At 41.2% G+C, this 19,368-nt stretch carries 12 protein-coding genes and 2 tRNA genes; 5 read left to right on the top strand and 9 right to left on the bottom strand.

Translation table 11 applies throughout. The features are described 5' to 3' along the window. Positions 1-87: 87 nt before the first annotated feature. The 3 genes from AAC852_RS07990 to ppsR all read right to left on the bottom strand — a co-directional run bounded on the left by AAC852_RS07990 (position 88) and on the right by ppsR (position 4,645). Complete coding sequence (locus AAC852_RS07990; protein WP_340620581.1) at positions 88-2,166, bottom strand: TonB-dependent hemoglobin/transferrin/lactoferrin family receptor; 2,079 nt, start codon at positions 2,164-2,166, stop codon at positions 88-90. Between the two features lie 406 nt (positions 2,167-2,572). After that, positions 2,573-3,619, bottom strand: coding sequence for a 3-deoxy-7-phosphoheptulonate synthase (locus AAC852_RS07985; RefSeq protein WP_340620580.1), 1,047 nt, complete (start codon positions 3,617-3,619; stop codon positions 2,573-2,575). Positions 3,620-3,781: 162 nt separating this feature from the next. After that, on the bottom strand, positions 3,782-4,645 hold the full coding sequence (ppsR, locus tag AAC852_RS07980; protein WP_340620579.1) for a posphoenolpyruvate synthetase regulatory kinase/phosphorylase PpsR: 864 nt from the start codon (positions 4,643-4,645) through the stop codon (positions 3,782-3,784). 238 nt (positions 4,646-4,883) lie between these two features. Between ppsR and ppsA the strand changes: the two genes are divergently transcribed. Further along, positions 4,884-7,262, top strand: a complete 2,379-nt coding sequence (ppsA, locus tag AAC852_RS07975) for a phosphoenolpyruvate synthase (RefSeq protein ID WP_340620578.1) — start codon at positions 4,884-4,886, stop codon at positions 7,260-7,262. 469 nt (positions 7,263-7,731) lie between these two features. Here the strand turns inward: ppsA and ydiK are convergent, their stop codons facing one another. Further along, complete coding sequence (ydiK, locus tag AAC852_RS07970; protein WP_340620577.1) at positions 7,732-8,838, bottom strand: AI-2E family transporter YdiK; 1,107 nt, start codon at positions 8,836-8,838, stop codon at positions 7,732-7,734. 208 nt (positions 8,839-9,046) lie between these two features. On the opposite strand from ydiK, the gene ydiJ reads away from it, so the two are divergent. From ydiJ to AAC852_RS07955, 3 genes are all read left to right on the top strand, one after another. Continuing rightward, entirely contained in the window at positions 9,047-12,133 is a 3,087-nt protein-coding gene (gene ydiJ, locus AAC852_RS07965; RefSeq protein ID WP_340620576.1) for a D-2-hydroxyglutarate dehydrogenase YdiJ, read from the top strand. Further along, a complete protein-coding gene (locus AAC852_RS07960; RefSeq protein WP_340620575.1) occupies positions 12,130-12,543 on the top strand; it encodes a hotdog fold thioesterase in 414 nt (137 codons plus the stop codon). The genes ydiJ and AAC852_RS07960 overlap by 4 nt, the downstream gene beginning before the upstream one ends. Before the next feature lie 327 nt (positions 12,544-12,870). Next, on the top strand, positions 12,871-13,935 hold the full coding sequence (locus AAC852_RS07955) for a L,D-transpeptidase family protein (RefSeq protein WP_340620574.1): 1,065 nt from the start codon (positions 12,871-12,873) through the stop codon (positions 13,933-13,935). A 73-nt stretch (positions 13,936-14,008) separates the two neighbouring features. On the opposite strand, the gene AAC852_RS07950 is transcribed toward AAC852_RS07955, so the two are convergent. The 5 genes from AAC852_RS07950 to AAC852_RS07930 form a co-directional block, all read right to left on the bottom strand. After that, positions 14,009-14,245, bottom strand: coding sequence for a major outer membrane lipoprotein (locus AAC852_RS07950; protein WP_047680124.1), 237 nt, complete (start codon positions 14,243-14,245; stop codon positions 14,009-14,011). Positions 14,246-14,727: 482 nt separating this feature from the next. Continuing rightward, a complete protein-coding gene (gene pykF / locus AAC852_RS07945) occupies positions 14,728-16,137 on the bottom strand; it encodes a pyruvate kinase PykF (protein WP_340620573.1) in 1,410 nt (469 codons plus the stop codon). A 540-nt stretch (positions 16,138-16,677) separates the two neighbouring features. After that, positions 16,678-16,754: transfer RNA gene (locus AAC852_RS07940), tRNA-Val, on the bottom strand. Between the two features lie 33 nt (positions 16,755-16,787). Further along, positions 16,788-16,864: transfer RNA gene (locus tag AAC852_RS07935), tRNA-Val, on the bottom strand. 160 nt (positions 16,865-17,024) lie between these two features. After that, complete coding sequence (locus tag AAC852_RS07930) at positions 17,025-18,398, bottom strand: MATE family efflux transporter (protein ID WP_340620572.1); 1,374 nt, start codon at positions 18,396-18,398, stop codon at positions 17,025-17,027. Positions 18,399-18,638: 240 nt separating this feature from the next. On the opposite strand from AAC852_RS07930, the gene AAC852_RS07925 reads away from it, so the two are divergent. After that, complete coding sequence (locus tag AAC852_RS07925; RefSeq protein ID WP_340620571.1) at positions 18,639-19,280, top strand: riboflavin synthase subunit alpha; 642 nt, start codon at positions 18,639-18,641, stop codon at positions 19,278-19,280. The last annotated feature ends 88 nt before the right edge of the window (positions 19,281-19,368 follow it).

Raw genomic sequence — 19,368 nt, 5'->3', positions numbered from 1 at the left:
AAAAACTACGTTAAAGGTTAAAAATTAGTGCTGCTATTCTTTACTATCGGTAGTCTTTACTACCGATAGTCTTTACTACCATAGTCTTTACCATTGATAGCTGACAAACAGTTTGGCATTGCGGCCACTCTGCGGTGCACCCAGTGATGAGTAATATTGCTTGTCGAAAGCGTTGCCGAGTACGATGGAGGTCGTTACACCTTTTAGCCGGTCTTCACCGTGGTAACTGATGTAGAAGTCATTGACGCCATAGCCTGCATACTGGGTAACTTTTTGTCCACGTTCATTTTTGTCACCATTAATGCCTCTGAACTGGGTACGTTGAGTAAATTTACCGATCCAACCAATAGAAAAACCGCTACTGGAAAGAGGAATATCTAGTGTGCTGGTCACCGTATCAGGACTGAGGCTTTTGATAGTCTCGCCAGTCTGTTCGTCTTTGCCAGTTGTACGGTTGTAAGCCAGATCCCATGAGAAGTAATCGGAATCATAGGTCATTGATGCATCCCAGCCCCAAATTTTTGCTTTGGGGATATTCAAGGAAGTCGTAAATCCTTTCCTAGACTCTACGGAAGTGGCGATATAGTCTTTTGCTTTGGTATCAAAATAGCTGGCTTTGAATTTTAGACCATCATTGCTGGTAAAGAGATCATCGAAACGGAGCCCAAAGCCATATTCCTGAGTTTCATTGCTTTCAGGGCGTAAGTTAGGATTCGGCTTCCAGTAATTGGTGAAAGTGATGAGGCCTTTTTTTGTTTTTCTATCCATAGAGAAGTGTTTGGAATCATTATACATCTCCCCCATTGTCGGCGAACGGAATGCCTGAGAGTAAGAAGCAAACAGCATCGACCAATCTGTTGGGGTGATACTGATAGCACCTTTTGATGACCATTTGTCGGCATTGATATCTTTATATTTATCATTTGATGCCTTGTAATTGTCATAACGTGTACCGACGATAAATGAAACTGGCAAGTCACGAATGGTTATCTCATCTTGAATCCAACCGGATGCAAAACGGATGTCTGCATGCGGGAATCCATTTATACCATTGCTGCTTGGTTTTTGTTTCTGTTTATATAGTTCGCCACCATAAGTAAATTGATGTGCAGCGAAGGAGTTGGCACTCAAGTGAGAACGGTTTTCCAGTTTTATACCGTAAGTTTCCTGTTTACGGCCTTCAAAACCATTTTTTTTACTTTTAGCATTAATGCTAATGTTGGAATAGTAAATATCTGTTCTGAAATTTAACCAGTTATATTCTGCCGGATTTAACTTATAAGTCAGTTGCGCGTCACGTTGTGTTGTGGTGCGATCAGTCTGTGCTGTTTTATCTGCTGTTTTGACAGATTGTGGGTTCAGTGGTTCATTAGCCTTATTACGGTAATAACGAAGTTCGCCACCGATTGATTGGCTGTCATCAATTTTCCATGTCCCTTTAGTCAGTACATTGCCGATAATCTCATCATTTTGGCCTTTTACCCCGCCGCCATAACGAATATTGCCAACATCACGGGTACTGAAACTAAATAGACCATCAAGATTATCGGTTCTACCAAATGCGGCTCCGCCGAATCCCCAACTGTGATCCCCAGTTGCGGCACGACTAAAAACACGAAAACCAGTATCTTGCCCCGCCTGTAAGAGATCTGCGGCATCAACCGTCTGGTAGGCAATAACCCCACCTAATGCACCACTGCCATAGAGCAGGGCAGATGGACCACGGACAACTTCGACTTGTTTAATCAGTGAGGGATCAAGGAATATGCCATTAATATGCCCGGTATCAGTACCCTGACGAACGCCATCAACCAGCATTAAAACGCCTTTTTGAGAGTAACCACGCAGGTTGATATCTTGCCCATTAGCGCGCCCATAATCCGCAGTATTAATCCCAGGGATCTTGCGCAGCAAGTCATTTGCATTGCCTGCAACTTTACTGCTGGCTGAGTTACCTTCAACAACTGTTACCATCATAGGTGCTTCAAAACTGTCGCGCTGATTCCCTGTGGCATAAACCGTCAGCGTATCTTTATGATGTTTATTATTCTCTGCTAAAGCTGTTTTTTCATCTGGGATGGTTGCTGCGTGAGCAGAAGACAACCCTGTCAGAATGACAATACTTAGTGCAGACAATTTCAGGTTTGGTGGTTGAATTCGGGTCATATAGGTTATCTCCATAATTTTGCTGTGTTTTAAAGCATACGAATGGTTTTGAAACATATATATTGTTTTAAGAACCATTGAGATGCATCACGGTGAATTCTCTGAATTGTTATTACGTCAGAGTAAAGTTATCGGTTTGTGTCGAATCACGATGTAACACAAGAAGGATCTGTTGTTGCAAAGGATTGATGTAGTAGCACAGGCAATCAGTTAATTTTTTCATAACCCAATATGAACATGAACAATAATTATTCTAATACTGAGAATAATTATCGTTTCTGTCTTGGTTAACTTCAAGCTATTTTTTTATGTGGATATAACTGACTCAATAGATTGGTTTTGTATGATTTTTCAAATGGGGGATGGCTCCTGCTCTCACGTGAACAGAAGCCAATAAAAACGATATTCAGAACCGGCTTTCAATTGCTTCGGCCAGAATACTAAGGAATTGTTCGGTGTCTTGCCAGCTAAGGCATGGGTCAGTAATAGATTGTCCGTAGGTCAGGGGTTCTCCCTGCATGATTTTTTGAGAACCTTCCACTAAAAAACTTTCTGCCATGATACCCGCAATAGCCGTTGAACCAGACTGGATCTGTTGGCTGATATTTCTGGCTATATCCAGTTGTCGGCGGTGAACTTTTTGACAGTTACCATGACTGCAATCGACGATCAAGCGTTCTGGTAGGTTGAATTCACGTAATTTCTGACAAACTGCTGTAATATCTTCAGCACTGTAATTCGGTTTTTTTCCACCGCGCATAATGATATGTCCATAAGGATTTCCACTGGTCTGATAGATGGTCATCTGTCCATCTTTATCTGGTGACAAGAACATATGTCCGGCACGTGATGCTCGTATCGCATCAATAGCAATATCAATATTACCGTCAGTACCATTTTTAAATCCGACTGGACATGACAATGCCGAGGCCATTTCCCGGTGGATTTGGCTTTCTGTTGTTCTTGCACCGATTGCTCCCCAGCTAATTAAATCCGCAATATATTGCCCAATGACCATGTCTAAAAATTCTGTGGCAGTGGGCATTCCCAACTCATTAATATCAATTAATAACTTACGGGCGAGTGATATCCCTTTATTGACCTGACAGGAACCATCCAACATAGGGTCTGAAATCAATCCCTTCCAGCCAACAACAGTACGAGGTTTTTCGAAGTAGGTTCGCATTACGATTTCCAGACTGTGCTGATATTTTTTACGCAATACGTGCAGACGTGAGGCATAATCAAGGGCGGCGTCAACATCATGAATAGAGCAGGGCCCAATGATAACCAGCAAACGTTGGTCGTTGCCCGTAAGAATAGCTTCAATACGTCTGCGTGATGCCGTCACATTTTGCAATGTTCTTTCTGATATGGGATATTGTTCAGAAAGTGTTTTAGGTGTTATTAATCTGTCAATTGGGTAGGTTCTTAATTCATCTGTTTTGTGCATATACTTTCTCGAATTCTACTTCATCTTGGAATGCAGTCTGGCGTAATTGAAATTACAATAACTCAACCTCCAACAAATTCAATAGTCAATAATTACAATTACATGAGAAATTGCGAGTATAAGATTGTAACGGTATTTTGAGATGTACTGATATTTCCAGGATCAGAACATGCGCCGTTTCAATCCCATACTGTCAATAATTTTGGTTGAAATCTCCTCGACAGAATAATTGGTAGTATTTAAGTAATTAATTTTGTTTTTGCGGAATAAGGCTTCAACCTCAGTAATTTCGATTCGACATTGCCGTAATGAAGCATAACGACTATTTTCTCTCCGTTCTTCCCGGATAGCGGCCAGTCTTTCCGGGCTTATTGTCAATCCGAACAGTTTCTGCTGGAAAGGTTTTAGATCGGCAGGCAATTGCAGATTATCCATATCATCCGCAGTGAAAGGATAGTTTGCAGCTTGAATGCCGAATTGCATGGCAAGATAGAGGCTGGTGGGGGTTTTTCCACAGCGGGAAACACCCAGAATAATTACTTGAGCCTGATCGAGATTACGTAATGAAACACCATCGTCATGTGCGAGGGCGTAATCAATGGCTGCGATACGGGCATCATATTGACTCAGATTTTTTTCAGATAAACCGTGGGTACGGTGTAATTCAGGTTTAGGTTCCAGCCCGATCTCTTGCTGCAATGGTGCGACGAGAGTCTGGACAATATCCAGGCAAAAACCTTTACTGCTGGTGATAATATTTTTAACTTCACTGGAAATGATGGAATAAAAAACCAGTGGCCTGATTTGTGTTGCTTGATAGATAGTATTTATCTGGTTCCTGATTTCTTCTGCTCTCATTTTGTTGGTGACAAAGGGTAAGGTATAAGACGTGATATTAATCGGGAATTGAGACAATACAGCATGACCCAAAACTTCTGCCGTAATTGCTGTACCATCGGAAATGAAAAATACACTGCGTTCCAGAATTTCATTGTCCTGAGTCTGAGGGAGTTGGATTTCTATCATTGTGCTTTTCTTTTATTGTTGAATTTATAAGGAATTATCAAAATATTAGCTGAATCGTTTTTATTACAAATTACAGCCATAGATAACGTTCCAGATTATACGTGTAAAAAAATAATATTGCTGGGTTGATCGATTCACCTTTCCATATATAGCAAGACATTGTGCTAGGCTATTTCCTGCTGTAAAAACAGCTTTAATTTTCCGAGTTGTACCTCTGAATGTAAAAAGGATAGTTTCAATGTCCAATAACGGCCTTACCCCATGTAATGTGCTTTGGTATAACCAATTAGGCATGAATGATGTTAGTCGGGTCGGTGGTAAAAACGCCTCTCTTGGCGAAATGATCACTAATCTGGCTGACCTTGGTGTATCTGTCCCCAATGGTTTCGCTACGACTGCACAGGCATTTAATGATTTTCTGGAACAAAGCGGTGTTAACCAGCGTATTTATCAATTACTGGATGAAATTAATGTTGATGATGTTAATCAATTAGCTAAGGCTGGCGTACAGATCCGCCAGTGGGTGATTGATACACCATTTACGGCACAACTAGAAAAAGATATTCGCGATGCTTATTTGCAATTGTCTGAAGGTGAATCGGATGCTTCTTTCGCTGTCCGCTCCTCTGCAACTGCTGAAGATATGCCGGATGCTTCTTTTGCCGGACAGCAAGAGACTTTTTTAAATGTGCAGGGCATTGATGCTGTGATGATTGCCATTAAGCATGTTTTTGCATCTCTCTTCAACGACCGTGCTATCTCCTACCGTGTCCATCAGGGCTATGACCACCGTGGTGTTGCATTATCAGCCGGGGTACAGCGTATGGTACGTTCAGATCTAGCATCATCGGGTGTGATGTTTACGATTGATACGGAGTCTGGTTTTGATCAAGTCGTGTTTATTACATCTGCCTATGGTTTGGGTGAAATGGTTGTTCAGGGAGCAGTAAACCCTGATGAGTTTTATGTCCATAAACCTACATTAAAAAATAACCGCCCTGCGATCGTCCGTCGTAATTTGGGCTCTAAAAAAATACGTATGGTCTATGCAGACAGCAAAGAGCATGGTCAGCAGGTACGTACAGAAGATGTCTCTGAGGCGCTACGTAATCGTTTCTCTCTTACTGACAGTGAAGTTGAAGCACTGGCAGGACAAGCCTTACTGATTGAAGAACATTATGGCCGTCCGATGGATATTGAGTGGGCGAAAGACGGGCACAATGGCAAGCTATATATTGTACAGGCACGTCCTGAGACAGTCCGCTCAAATCAGCAGGTGATGGAGCGTTATCAACTGAATGAACAGGGCCGTGTGCTGGTGGAAGGCCGTGCGATCGGGCACAAAATCGGTGTTGGTACGGTTAAAGTTATCCACAATCTCAGCGAAATGGATCGTATCCAAGCAGGGGATGTGTTGGTAACAGACATGACCGATCCAGATTGGGAACCCATCATGAAAAAAGCGGCGGCGATTGTTACCAATCGTGGAGGCCGTACTTGTCATGCTGCTATTATTGCTCGTGAATTGGGTATTCCTGCGGTAGTAGGTTGTGGTGACGCGACAGAACGTTTAAAAGAAGGTGAGCAAGTGACAGTTTCTTGCTCTGAAGGGGATACCGGTTTCGTTTATCAGAATCAACTGGATTTCAGCATCCAAAGTTCTCAGGTTGATGAGCTGCCAAAGTTGGATGTTAAGATCATGATGAATGTAGGCAACCCGGATCGGGCGTTTGACTTTGCCTGTCTGCCGAATGAAGGTGTAGGTCTGGCCCGTTTGGAATTCATTATAAACCGCATGATTGGTGTTCATCCGCGTGCCCTGATTGAGTTTTCTGAACAATCCCCTGAACTACAGGAACAGATTAAATCATTAATGGTAGGTTATGATGATCCTGTTGAGTTTTATGTCGGACGTCTGACGGAAGGTATTGCGACGTTGGCGGCCGCATTTTGGCCTAAGCGCGTTATTGTACGTTTATCTGACTTCAAATCTAATGAATATGCGAACTTAGTTGGCGGTGACTTGTACGAACCACACGAAGAAAACCCGATGCTTGGTTTCCGTGGTGCTGGTCGCTATGTTTCTGACAGTTTCCGTCAATGCTTTGCTTTGGAATGTGAGGCGGTCAAACGAGTGCGTAATGTTATGGGGTTAACTAACGTCGAAGTGATGATCCCATTTGTACGTACAGTAGCACAGGCCGAAGCTGTAATTTCAGAATTGGCATTACAGGGTTTGAAACGTGGTGAGAATGAGTTGAAAGTCATCATGATGTGTGAAATTCCATCAAATGCATTATTAGCGGAACAATTCCTTGAGTATTTTGATGGTTTTTCTATCGGTTCAAATGATATGACTCAATTAGCATTAGGGTTGGATCGTGATTCGGGTGTTGTATCTGAATTATTTGATGAGCGTAATGATGCAGTGAAACAATTACTTTCTATGGCAATTCGCGCAGCTAAGCGACAAGGTAAATATGTCGGTATTTGTGGTCAGGGGCCTTCTGATCATGAAGATTTCGCTGAGTGGCTAATGAAAGAAGGGATTGACAGTTTATCATTGAACCCTGATACCGTTGTTAAAACTTGGATTTCTCTAGCGAGAAATAATTAATAACAGCTTATTCAGACGTGAACTAAAAAGCCTGTTAAAAATATTCTCAGGCTTTTTGTTTTTTATAACATAATCTTTTTTAACATTGGCGATCTATTATATAGAACCAATGAAAATTTTTCCTAAACCCAAAAAAAAAGCCTATCATGGGCTGACAGGCAAAGACTACACACAGCAATATATATTACTTCACTTATCCCAGTTTGTGGCGTTTACAAACTAAGACAGCAATTCATGGGAAACATTGTTTCGATGAAAAGAATACTAATTTAATAAGTGAGTTTATTCATTAAGAATTCTCTTAATAAATCAGAATTAAAAAACAAAATTAAAAAAATAACTTTCTTTTAACAAGTTTTTGAAGAATTTATTTACAGGTGGGATGAATTTTTATTTTCTATATAAACGAGATTATCTATTTACATTAATGATAATTGCGCGGAAAAATCATATTCCGCGCTATCATTTATTATTGTATAGGGTCTTTTTTGAAATATTGTTCTATATGTTCTATTTTATTTTCAGGTTTAGGAACTTCATCCATCCAGGCCAGCAACAAGCTATAAGAAACAGCTAATACCACCGGGCCGATAAATAATCCAATCACACCCAGTGAAAGTATACCTCCGATAACACCAGTGAGAATTAAAACCATAGGTAAATCGGCACCAAGGCGAATAAGGAAAGGACGAACCCCATCCATTGTGACCAGAATTAAACTCCAGACAACTAAAATAGTTCCCCAGGTTGTTTCTCCTGTCCAATAAAGCCAAACAATGGATGGAATCAGGACGAGTAAAGGGCCTAATTGAGCAACACAGAGTACAAACATTATGACTGTTAGGATCATGGCATAAGGAATACCTGCGATAGCTAACCCAATTCCACCAGCGATAGCCTGTACGAGTGCTGTAACGACCACACCTAAAGCAACAGCACGAATGGAGCGAGCAGCCAGTAGTACAACAGCATCACCACGTTTACCTGCCAGCCGGATAGCGAAATGGCGAATACCCAGCATAACGTGTTCACCTTTCCAATAAAGCAGGACACTGAACAGTACCATCAGCGCTAGGTGGAACAGAAAACGGCCTGCATTGGCAGCTTGAGCAAAAAACCATGTGGCTGCTTTACCAATATAAGGCGGAATTTTGGCCAGAAGCATGTTACTGCCTTCAGCAACAGTGTCTTGCCATTTAATATATAAGTCATTGCCAATGACCGGGATTTTATTGAGCCATTCCAATTGAGGCAGGTGTATATTGGATGGAGATTTTGCCCATGCAATCAGTGGTGCGCTGTTTTCCAGCAGGCTGCCAACCAGTAAAGCAATAGGAATAACAAATAATAAAATCAATATTAATGTCATAATGGAAACCGCGATCCAGCGTTTTCTCCATAAATGTTGTTGTATTTTTTCCATTAGTGGCCAAGTTGCGATAACCACCATTCCTGACCAGATAAATCCCAAAATAAATGGACTCAAAACCCAAAAGCTGGTTGTAATGAGCAGTAAAATGAAGAACAGTACAAATAACAGCTTGGGTAAATCGTGACGTGGTTGCGATTTTTCCATGAAATAATTTCTCTCAGCAATTGATAATATTGTCAGAGTCGACAATGGTAAATAAATATAACGTTATTTTCACAGATTGCTCAAAATTGTTAAATATTGTGATATCGTTGAAAAACTATCTGTTCAGATCCCTGTCTGAATTGACTGTTAAGGTAGTATATAAATAAAGCAATGTGGACACTTATTAGAAAAAAGGGGCAATGAGCCAATGATCCCACGTATACCACAAGCCCCCCAAGTCAGTGAACTGGTAGAGGAATATTTGACTGTATTGAAGGATACTGGTTTTACAGGTGATACTGCCAGCAATTACGCAGATAGACTGACTATGGCGACAGATAATAGTATTTATCAGTTGTTACCACAAGCGGTTATCTTTCCGCGTTCCAGTGCCGATGTTGCATTATTGGCGAGGATTGCAGGAGAAGAACGCTTCCATTCTCTGACATTCACACCCAGAGGCGGGGGAACTGGTACGAATGGCCAGGCCCTTAACAATGGTATTGTTGTAGATATGTCCCGGTATATGAAAAGGATTCTGGAAATTAATCCAGAACAAGGCTGGGTTAAAGTTGAAGCAGGTGTTATTAAGGATCAGCTCAACCAATACCTAAAACCTTTCGGTTATTTTTTCTCTCCTGAATTATCAACCAGTAACCGCGCCACGTTAGGCGGTATGATCAATACTGACGCATCCGGGCAAGGATCGTTGGTGTATGGTAAAACGTCAGATCATGTACTTGGTGTCCGTGCTGTTTTACTGGGGGGAGAAATGCTTGATACCCGCCCTGTGAGCACAACACTGGCAGAATCGATTGCGGAAGAGAAATCGGTTATCGGTCATGTCTATAAAACGGTACTTGAGCGCTGTCGTGAGCAACGGGAATTAATTGTTGAGAAGTTCCCGAAACTCAATCGATTTCTGACAGGTTATGATTTGCGTCATGTTTATAGTGATGATATGCAATCATTTGACCTGACACGCATATTAACAGGATCTGAAGGTACTCTGGCCTTTATTACCGAAGCAACATTGGATATTACACCATTGCCGAAAGTCAGACGGCTCGTGAATGTAAAATATGATTCTTTCGATTCAGCCCTGCGTAATGCTCCGTTTATGGTTGAAGCCAAAGCGCTTTCTGTTGAAACAGTGGACTCGAAAGTTCTCAACCTCGCACGTGAAGATATTATTTGGCATTCAGTGAAAGAATTGATTGCTGATGTTCCAGACAGAGATATGCAAGGCTTAAATATCGTTGAATTCAGCGGAGACGATGAACAGCAAATTGATCAGCAGGTTAACGCTCTCTGTTGGCGCCTTGATGAATTAATGGCAAACAATCAGGCAGGGGTTATCGGTTACCAGACTTGCCACCGTTTGGATGATATTGAACGCATTTATGCCATGCGGAAAAAATCTGTCGGATTGTTGGGTAACAGTAAAGGTGCAGCTAAACCTATTCCGTTTGTTGAAGATACTTGTGTACCACCTGAACATCTTGCTGATTACATTGTCGAATTTCGTCAGCTTCTTGATAGCCATCAGCTTGATTATGGTATGTTTGGTCATGTGGATGCGGGCGTTTTACATGTTCGGCCGGCACTGGATATGTGCGATCCTCAGCAGGAAATTCTTATGAAGCAGATTTCCGATGAGATAGTCCGCTTGACGGCTAAATATGGCGGGTTGTTATGGGGAGAACATGGCAAAGGTTTTCGGGCAGAATACAGTCAGGCTTTTTTTGGTGAAATCCTGTACGATGAATTACGTCGGGTTAAAGCAGCATTTGATCCACTCAACAGGTTGAATCCGGGAAAAATCTGTTCGCCAATGGGAATAGACGCCCCGATGATGCAGGTCGATGCCGCTAAGCGTGGCACTTATGACAGAATTATTCCAGTGAATGTCAGAAACACATTCCGTGGAGCAATGGAATGTAATGGTAATGGTCTGTGCTTCAACTTTGACGTAAAAAGCCCGATGTGCCCTTCAATGAAAATCAGCCAGCATCGCATTCATTCACCTAAAGGTAGAGCAACCCTTGTCAGGGAGTGGTTGCGGCTTCTGACGGAGCAAGGCGTTGAACCTAAGTTATTAGAACAAGGATTTGAACAGGACCGATCCGGTTTACATGGAGTAAGCTTGCGTGGATTGATTGAGAAAACGCGTCATAGCTGGAAGGCATGGCGGGGAGAATATGATTTTTCCCATGAAGTCAAAGAGGCCATGTCGGGGTGCTTGGCATGTAAAGCTTGTTCGACACAATGCCCCATTAAGATTGATGTACCATCATTTCGTTCGCGGTTTTTGGCTCTGTATCACAGCCGTTATTTACGTCCGTTGCGTGATTATATTGTTGCCAATGTAGAAAGCAGTACCCCATTAATGGCAAAAGCTCCTCGAGTATTTAACTTCTTCTTGCGGCAGACATGGGTACAAAAACTCAGTCAACATACTATTGGTATGGTTGATTTGCCGCAGTTTTCCTATCCAACATTACAGCAGCAACTCGCAAGTCATTATGCAACCCGGACGACATTAGAACAGCTCGAAATATTATCTCCAACCCAACGTAAGCAGCATGTACTTATCGTCCAGGATCCTTTCACCAGCTATCACGATGCAAAAGTTGTCACTGATTTTGTACGGCTGATCGAGAAGCTGGGATATCAGCCAGTGTTGTTACCATTTTCTCCGAATGGGAAAGCACAGCATGTTAAAGGATTTTTAAATAAATTTGCCAAAACTGCCGGGAAAACGGCTGATTTCCTGCAACGGATAGCACAACTGGATATTCCTATGGTGGGTGTTGATCCTGCTTTGGTTCTGTGTTACCGGGATGAATATAAAGATATTCTGGGTGAACAGAGAGGGAATTTTAACGTTCAATTGGTTCATGAATGGCTGGTGAACGTGTTGCCGGAAATTATCTCAAAAGGAAAACGTGACAAAGTAACATCCAGTCATGATTGGTATTTATTGGGGCATTGTACAGAAGTGACAGCGTTACCTAATAGTGGTAAACAATGGATTGATATTTTTCACTATTTTGGCTGTAAGTTAAACAACATCAATGTGGGATGTTGTGGTATGGCAGGCACATATGGTCATGAGAAAAAGAACCTTGATAATTCGATTGGCATTTACAGACTTTCATGGGCGCCTGTACTGAATAATCTGGCTTTGGAACATTGCCTCAGTACTGGATATTCATGTCGTAGTCAGGTGAAACGCATGGAAGGAAAAGTACTCAAACATCCATTACAAGCTTTATTGGAGATATTGCAGTGATTTGGAAACGTCATCCAGATATAAACATGTTAAATCAATTGGGTATTGATTGTATTTTGAATCATATTGGAATAGAAATTACTCAGCTTGGAGATGATTTCATTGAGGGAACAATGCCTGTTGACCAACGAACTAAACAGCCATTTGGTATCTTGCATGGTGGAGCATCAGTGGTGTTAGCTGAGACACTTGGCTCCCTTGCAGGTTATCTTTGTTCTGAAGGTGAACAAAAGGTTGTGGGGGTAGAAATTAATGCCAACCATATAAAAGCGGTCCGTAAGGGGATAGTTAAAGGGATCTGCAAACCAATCCATCTTGGGCGTACTCATCAAGTCTGGCAAATTGATATCTATGATGGACAACAGCAATTATGTTGTACATCCCGCCTGACTACGGCTATTTTATCTTAATATTCAAAATATTATAATGTAAGTTGATTAGTTTAAGTTCCTGTTGATATTTGTTTGGCAGGAACTTTTGGTGTTTATCTGATTAGTTGGTTGATTTCAGCCAATTCATTCTGAATATGGCTGAAAATAACACATAGCCTGTTTTACGGCAGGTTTTGACTATTGATATGTTAGTCTGGTGCAATTATGTTGCCATCAGTTGTAAGATGCGTTGTAGCCTGAACACTGTTCAAATTTAGTTTTGATTGTGGCAAAGGAAATAGAATAGTCTCCCAGAATAGGCTATTAATTAACCACTGGCATTCAAATAACATTGAGGAAGTGTGTATGAAGCGATTTTTGACTTTTATCAGTACTTTCTTGATCGGCATGTTGTCGTTCTGTGGGGCAGCTAATCTAGCTTATGCAGTGGAGTATCCATTGCCACCTGCTAATAGTCGCCTGATTGGTGAGAACGCCATCTATGTTGTACCTGATGATGGTCTCCCGTTGGAAACCATTGCTGCCAAATACCAAATAGGTTTGCTGGCTATGTTGGAAGCCAATCCTGGTGTTGATCCTTATCTACCCAACCCCGGTACAAAACTCATTATTCCGTCACAGATGTTACTTCCCAATGTCCCTCGTCAGGGGATTGTCATTAATCTTGCTGAACTGAGACTCTATTATTTTCCAAAAGGAAAGGATCATGTCATTGTTTACCCAATTGGAATTGGGCAACTTGGGCGCAATACACCCACAATGACGACCTCGGTTAGCCAGTTGATTAAACATCCGACATGGACACCTACTGCTAATATCCGTAAAGATTATGCAAGTCGCGGTATTATCTTGCCGGCGGTAGTACCCGCAGGCCCGGATAACCCGATGGGTGATTTTGCTCTGCGTTTGGCAGCAGGGCGTGGAGAATATCTGATACATGGTACTAATGCGAATTTTGGTATTGGCATGCGAGTCAGTTCGGGGTGTATCCGTTTGCGCCCTGATGATATTGAGGCACTATTCTACAATGTTCCGAAGGGAACCCGTGTTCAGATTATTAATGAACCAATCAAATATGCGGTAGAACCAGATGGCAAACGCTATGTTGAGGTTCATCAACCACTTTCAAAGACAGATGCTGATGATCCCCAGACAATACCAATTAAGCGTACAGAAGGGTTATTAAAGTTTATTGCAAACAGTAATACGAATGCTGTCTTGGTGGATCAAGCGATAATTCGTCGTTCTGGCCTGCCTGTGGTAGTTAACAAGGGAACTATTTCATCCGGTAAGAAGGAAAGAGAATCCTCAAGTTTGATGGAAAAACGTGAAGAAGCGACTCTCAATATTCAGCCCATTAAATTACCACCGTTGAGCCAGCCTGCTCCAATCTATCAAACTAAATCCTAACCGAAACAATGAATTGAGAACATAAAAAATGGCGTACTTACCAAAGTACGCCATTCTTGAATATGCTACAAACTTATTTTTTATAGGAACGAACCTGGTTATCAAGACGTTGATTCGCACGAGAGGCTTCGTCTCTCGCTGTTTGTACATCAGAACGCATTGAGCTAACCTCATTGCTCAGTTGGTCAACTTTTGAACCCAGAGTTTGAACCTGAGAGGAAAGTTGATCAACTTTAGGTGGATTTGTACAACCCGCTAACATGATAGAAGCAAGAATTACTGTGCCAAGTACAACTTTAGTACGATTCATCACAATACCCTCTAGATTAAGTTAATCTCCAAGTAGCTATCTAATTATTACACAAACTTTTTTGGAAAGAGAATAAATTTTTGTCTGAAGAAACCAATTCTACTGTTTTTTATTCTAAAAAAAGTTAATAATTTTTAGATAATCGCAATAAAACGGTAGTACGATGAATAATTAAATCAGAAAAATCTTAAACATTACGTGATGTATCTTCCAGTTTTTACTGCCTGGATGTAATAAATAAAAAAAGATCCGTTTTGCCTATTTTGTCAAAAAATTAGCTTCCAATATCTGTAAACCAAGCAAACAAGATAAATATTAGTATAAATGGTTTTAAAATAAAAGGAGTGTTTTTTATGCTCAATGTATTGGATTATTTCAGTGTGAACGTTTGTTTATTATTGAGGTGTGGCTAAAAGGCAAGAGTTATTTTTGCTTGACAAGCTGCTCATTAATTGGGCAGCTTGTCTTGTGTTCAAAAATAATTACAGTACATGAACAGAAGATGTATTTGTTGTACCGCTTGGTACTAATGCACCGGATACCAACACAACTATATCTCCTTTGTTTGCCATACCGCTGGCTAATGCAGCTTCTTTACCAATACGGTAGAAATCATCAGTAGACGCAATTTCTTTGACAACTTGCGTAAAGACACCTTTAACTAGTAACAACTGACGAGCAGTAATTTCATTGGTAGTCAGTGCAAGAATAGGGGCATTAGGGAAGTATTTACGGATAGATCTTGCAGATTTACCACCATAAGTCGCCACAACAATCAGAGGTGATTCCAATTTTTCGGCAATTTCTACCGCTCCACGGCAAACCGCTTCGGTAACACGTAACTTCTGAGTCTTGGTATTTTCGATTCGGCTACCCATAACACGATCTGTACGTTCACAGATGGTTGCCATAATAGAGACGGCTTCAACAGGGTATTTCCCTTTAGCACTTTCGCCGGAAAGCATCACTGCGTCAGTACCATCTAAGATTGCATTGGCAACGTCGCCTGCTTCAGCACGGGTAGGGCGTGGATTTTTGATCATGGAATCCAGCATTTGAGTCGCAGTGATGACAACTTTGCGTGCAGAATTACATTTTTCTATCATCATTTTCTGCGCGAAAATCACTTCTTCTACGGGGATCTCAACACCCAAATCACCACGGGCAACCATGATACCGTCTGAAGCTTCCAGAATTTCATCAAAATTATTCAGACCTTCCTGATTTTCAATTTTGGAAATGATTTGGATGTGTTCCCCGCCGTGGGCTTTTAAGTGTTCGCGGATTTCCAGAACATCAGAACGCTTACGAATGAAAGATGCTGCGATAAAATCAACACTTTGCTCACAACCAAAGATAAGGTCTTGCTTGTCTTTTTCTGCCAGTGCAGGCAGGTTGATAGAAACATTTGGCAGATTGACGCCTTTGTTTTCACCTAAGTCACCGTTATTCAACACTTCACAAATGACTTCAGTTTCGGTGATACCTTTTACTGCCATAGCAATCAGGCCATCGTCAACCAATACGGTATTACCCACAGATAAATCCGCTGGTAAACCTGGATAGGTTACAGCAACACATTCTTTATTACCGATGATGGATTGATCTGTTGTGAAGGTGAAAGTCTGACCAGACGTTAGAGAAACATCATTACCACCTTCCAGCTTCATGGTTCGGATTTCAGGGCCTTTGGTGTCCAGTAAGATAGCTGCTTTTTTGCCGGTTTTTGCAGTAACCGCACGAAGATTTTTAATGCGTTGACCATGTTCTTCGTAGTCACCGTGAGAAAAATTCAGGCGCATAACATTCATGCCTGAGTTAAGCAGTTCGGTTAGTTTTTCCTCGGATTCAGTTTTTGGTCCGATAGTACAAACAATTTTGGTTTTTTTCATGACAATCTATCTACTGGTTTTTATGAATTAAAAAGAGTGAATCACCAACCATTGACATTATAGCCAGTATCATTTGGCTTTGTTAATTTGGCATTGTTAGTTGCGCAACATAATAGAAAACGGGTGGCAGAAAATGTCAAATGGTTGTTTTTTGTGAAGCCAGGCATGTATGGACATGTGGACTTGGAACGATTAATCATTTGTCACTTTTTCTGAGTTCGGTAAATCAATTGGCTGAAACCATTCAACTTATGATAATGCGTATTATAGAGACTAATTTCTGTGAAATGAATTAAAAAAAGAGTTCTCGAAAAGATTTATGTTAAAAGAACAAAAAATACTCACGTACAAGTTAGGAAAATCAGTAGGTTGTTGCGCAATAGTATCGAATCGGATAGTTGTTATTTCAGTTGGGTGTGAGAATAAGTAGGGATTTCCAGTACCAGATTATGACAACTATATGACATTTAATAAATGGGAAAACCAGATTACAAATGAAGAGAGTTAAAAGCGAAGAAACGAGGCAAAACCATAAAGAGATGGTGCGTCCGAGTGGACTCGAACCACCGACCCCCACCATGTCAAGGTGGTGCTCTAACCAACTGAGCTACGGACGCACATAAAACTGAATTTTTTGTCAACCGAATATTTGGTGCGTCCGAGTGGACTCGAACCACCGACCCCCACCATGTCAAGGTGGTGCTCTAACCAACTGAGCTACGGACGCAAGCTAAATTTCCGTGGCTGACAACGGGGACGAATATTAACGATCACTGAGCTGTCTGGCAAGGGGAAAAATGCAAATTCGTGTTCGATTGCTCGCATTTACATCTATCAGTGTGAATTTACAACTTTTTCCCCTTGAGATGATAATCTAATACACTGAATTATCGAGTAGAATATGCCAGAACCGTATGATCAGGCTGCTTTTGTAACCACCAAATCCGGCTGCCCATCATGATTGCAGCTACAGTTAATCCGATAATAAATCCAATCCAGAAACCTTGTGGCCCCATCGGTTCAGTAACATAGTTGGTTAATGCTAGTATATAACCACTCGGTAATCCGAAACCCCAATATGCGATGAAAGTAATAAAGAAAATGGAACGTGTATCTTTATATCCGCGCAATACCCCGGAACCAATCACCTGAACGGAATCAGAAAGCTGATAGATAGCAGCAAACAGCATCAAATGAGATGCCAAAGTGACAACTTCAGAATTATTGTTGTACATCATTGCTATTGGTTCACGGAATAGAATCGTGAAGGTTGCTGTTATACAGGCAATTACCAAACCAACAACAAGGCTGGTATAAGCTGATATTTTAGCGCCTTCGGTTGATTTCTGCCCAAGGTTATAACCTACACGGATAGTTGCCGCTATACCAAATGACAACGGAAACATGAACATCAATGAACTGAAATTGAGAGAAATTTGATGCCCTGCAACAGCAATTACGCCGAGAGGGGAGATCAGTAGGGATACAACAGCAAATAACGTAACCTCAAAGAACATAGCCAGAGCGATGGGTAAGCCAAGCAGAGTAATGCGTTTTTGTGCTTGCCAGTTAGGACGGGCAAAATTGTCAAACGTATGGATATCTTTCTGAGAAGGTGCGTGTTTGACATAGGCAAGTAGTAACAGGAACATTACCCAGTAAACGGCCGCTGTTGCAACACCACAACCCACACCGCCAAGTTCCGGTGCACCGAATTTACCGTAAATGAAAATGTAGTTGACGGGGATATTAACCAATAATCCTAAAATACCAATAACCATTGCTGGTTTGGTTTTTGACAGCCCTTCACACTGACTGCGTAAAACCTGGTAGTACAGGCAACCAGGCGCTCCCCACATAATAGCGTGAATAAAACCTACAGCTTTTTGTGCCAGGATAGGATCCACATTATGTTGTGCTTCTATAATGAAGCGGCAGTTATACAATATTGTAATAATGAAAATAGCGAGAAACGTTGCCAGCCAAAAACCTTGTTGGATTTGACTGGCGACATTTTTTCTCTGGCCTGAGCCATTTATATGCGCAACGATTGGTGTTAAGGCCATCAACAAGCCTTGACCAAACAGAATCGCTGGCAGCCAGATTGATGTTCCAATAGCAACCGCTGACATCTCGACTGCGCCAGCTTTACCAGCCATAACTGTATCTACGAAACCCATCGCAGTTTGTGAAAATTGAGCGATGATGACGGGGATCCCCAGAGCGAGCAAACTACGCGCTTCATTTAAATATTTCTGCACGTACTACACCTTTTTTGATTAAAAATTAATTAGAAGAACAAGGAACATTTCTGCGAGCAAACGAAGTTGTTTGAAAAGTAATCTCTTGTTAACTCAAGTATTGTATAGGACTCATTTTATTAAGCCAATCATTGCACGATATTTATACCAAATCGAAGATAACTCTCAACCGAAATAGTGTCTAAAAGAGATGAGTACGTTACACTAACTTATCATGCAAAACGATGAAAGAGGTTTCCCATGTTTACAGGCATTGTCCAGGGAAAAGCGCCTATAGTTGCTATTGAAGAAAAAACACACTTTCGGACTCATGTAGTTAAATTTCCGGCTGAATTATTACCCGAAATTGAAACGGGAGCTTCCGTTTCCCATAATGGCTGTTGTTTGACTGTCACCAAAATAGATGGCGACTTGATTAGTTTCGATTTGATGAAAGAGACACTGCGTTTGACTAATCTCGGTGAGCTTAAAGTTGGCGATTTAGTAAATTTAGAAAGGGCAGCAAAATTTGGTGATGAAATTGGTGGGCATTTGATGTCCGGTCATGTCATTACGACGGCTGAAATTGCTAAAATTTTTACTTCGGAAAATAACCATGAAATATGGTTCCGTATTTATGATAAGCAGTTAATGAAATATATCCTGCATAAAGGTTTTATTGGTATTGATGGGATCAGCCTAACGATTGGAGATGTCGTAAATAATCGTTTCTGTGTTCATTTGATTCCAGAAACGTTGGAACGTACGACACTGGGCAAAAAACGCATTGGACAAAAAGTAAATATTGAAATTGATCCACAGACACAAGCAATTGTAGATACTGTTGAACGGTTCATGGCGCAAAAAGAACAGCAAAGAGTATTATCCCAATTGGAAGAGTAGTTAACGCTGCTTATATTAATGAAAAAATATTAATGAAAAAAGCTACAGAGGTGTGCACTGTAGCTTTTCAACAGCTTTAGAAAGCTGT

The sequence above is a fragment of the Xenorhabdus siamensis genome (assembly GCF_037996745.1).
Taxonomy (GTDB): Bacteria; Pseudomonadota; Gammaproteobacteria; order Enterobacterales; family Enterobacteriaceae; genus Xenorhabdus; species Xenorhabdus indica.
This window is presented reverse-complemented; position numbering and strand designations above follow the sequence as displayed.

What these genes read in the sequence shown, in the direction of transcription:
- AAC852_RS07990 (WP_340620581.1), bottom strand. Translation starts at nt 2,166, where the DNA reads ATGACCCGAATTCAACCACCAAACCTGAAATTGTCTGCACTAAGTATT.
- AAC852_RS07985 (WP_340620580.1), bottom strand. Translation starts at nt 3,619, where the DNA reads ATGCACAAAACAGATGAATTAAGAACCTACCCAATTGACAGATTAATA.
- ppsR (WP_340620579.1), bottom strand. Translation starts at nt 4,645, where the DNA reads ATGATAGAAATCCAACTCCCTCAGACTCAGGACAATGAAATTCTGGAA.
- ppsA (WP_340620578.1), top strand. Translation starts at nt 4,884, where the DNA reads ATGTCCAATAACGGCCTTACCCCATGTAATGTGCTTTGGTATAACCAA.
- ydiK (WP_340620577.1), bottom strand. Translation starts at nt 8,838, where the DNA reads ATGGAAAAATCGCAACCACGTCACGATTTACCCAAGCTGTTATTTGTA.
- ydiJ (WP_340620576.1), top strand. Translation starts at nt 9,047, where the DNA reads ATGATCCCACGTATACCACAAGCCCCCCAAGTCAGTGAACTGGTAGAG.
- AAC852_RS07955 (WP_340620574.1), top strand. Translation starts at nt 12,871, where the DNA reads ATGAAGCGATTTTTGACTTTTATCAGTACTTTCTTGATCGGCATGTTG.
- AAC852_RS07950 (WP_047680124.1), bottom strand. Translation starts at nt 14,245, where the DNA reads ATGAATCGTACTAAAGTTGTACTTGGCACAGTAATTCTTGCTTCTATC.
- pykF (WP_340620573.1), bottom strand. Translation starts at nt 16,137, where the DNA reads ATGAAAAAAACCAAAATTGTTTGTACTATCGGACCAAAAACTGAATCC.
- AAC852_RS07925 (WP_340620571.1), top strand. Translation starts at nt 18,639, where the DNA reads ATGTTTACAGGCATTGTCCAGGGAAAAGCGCCTATAGTTGCTATTGAA.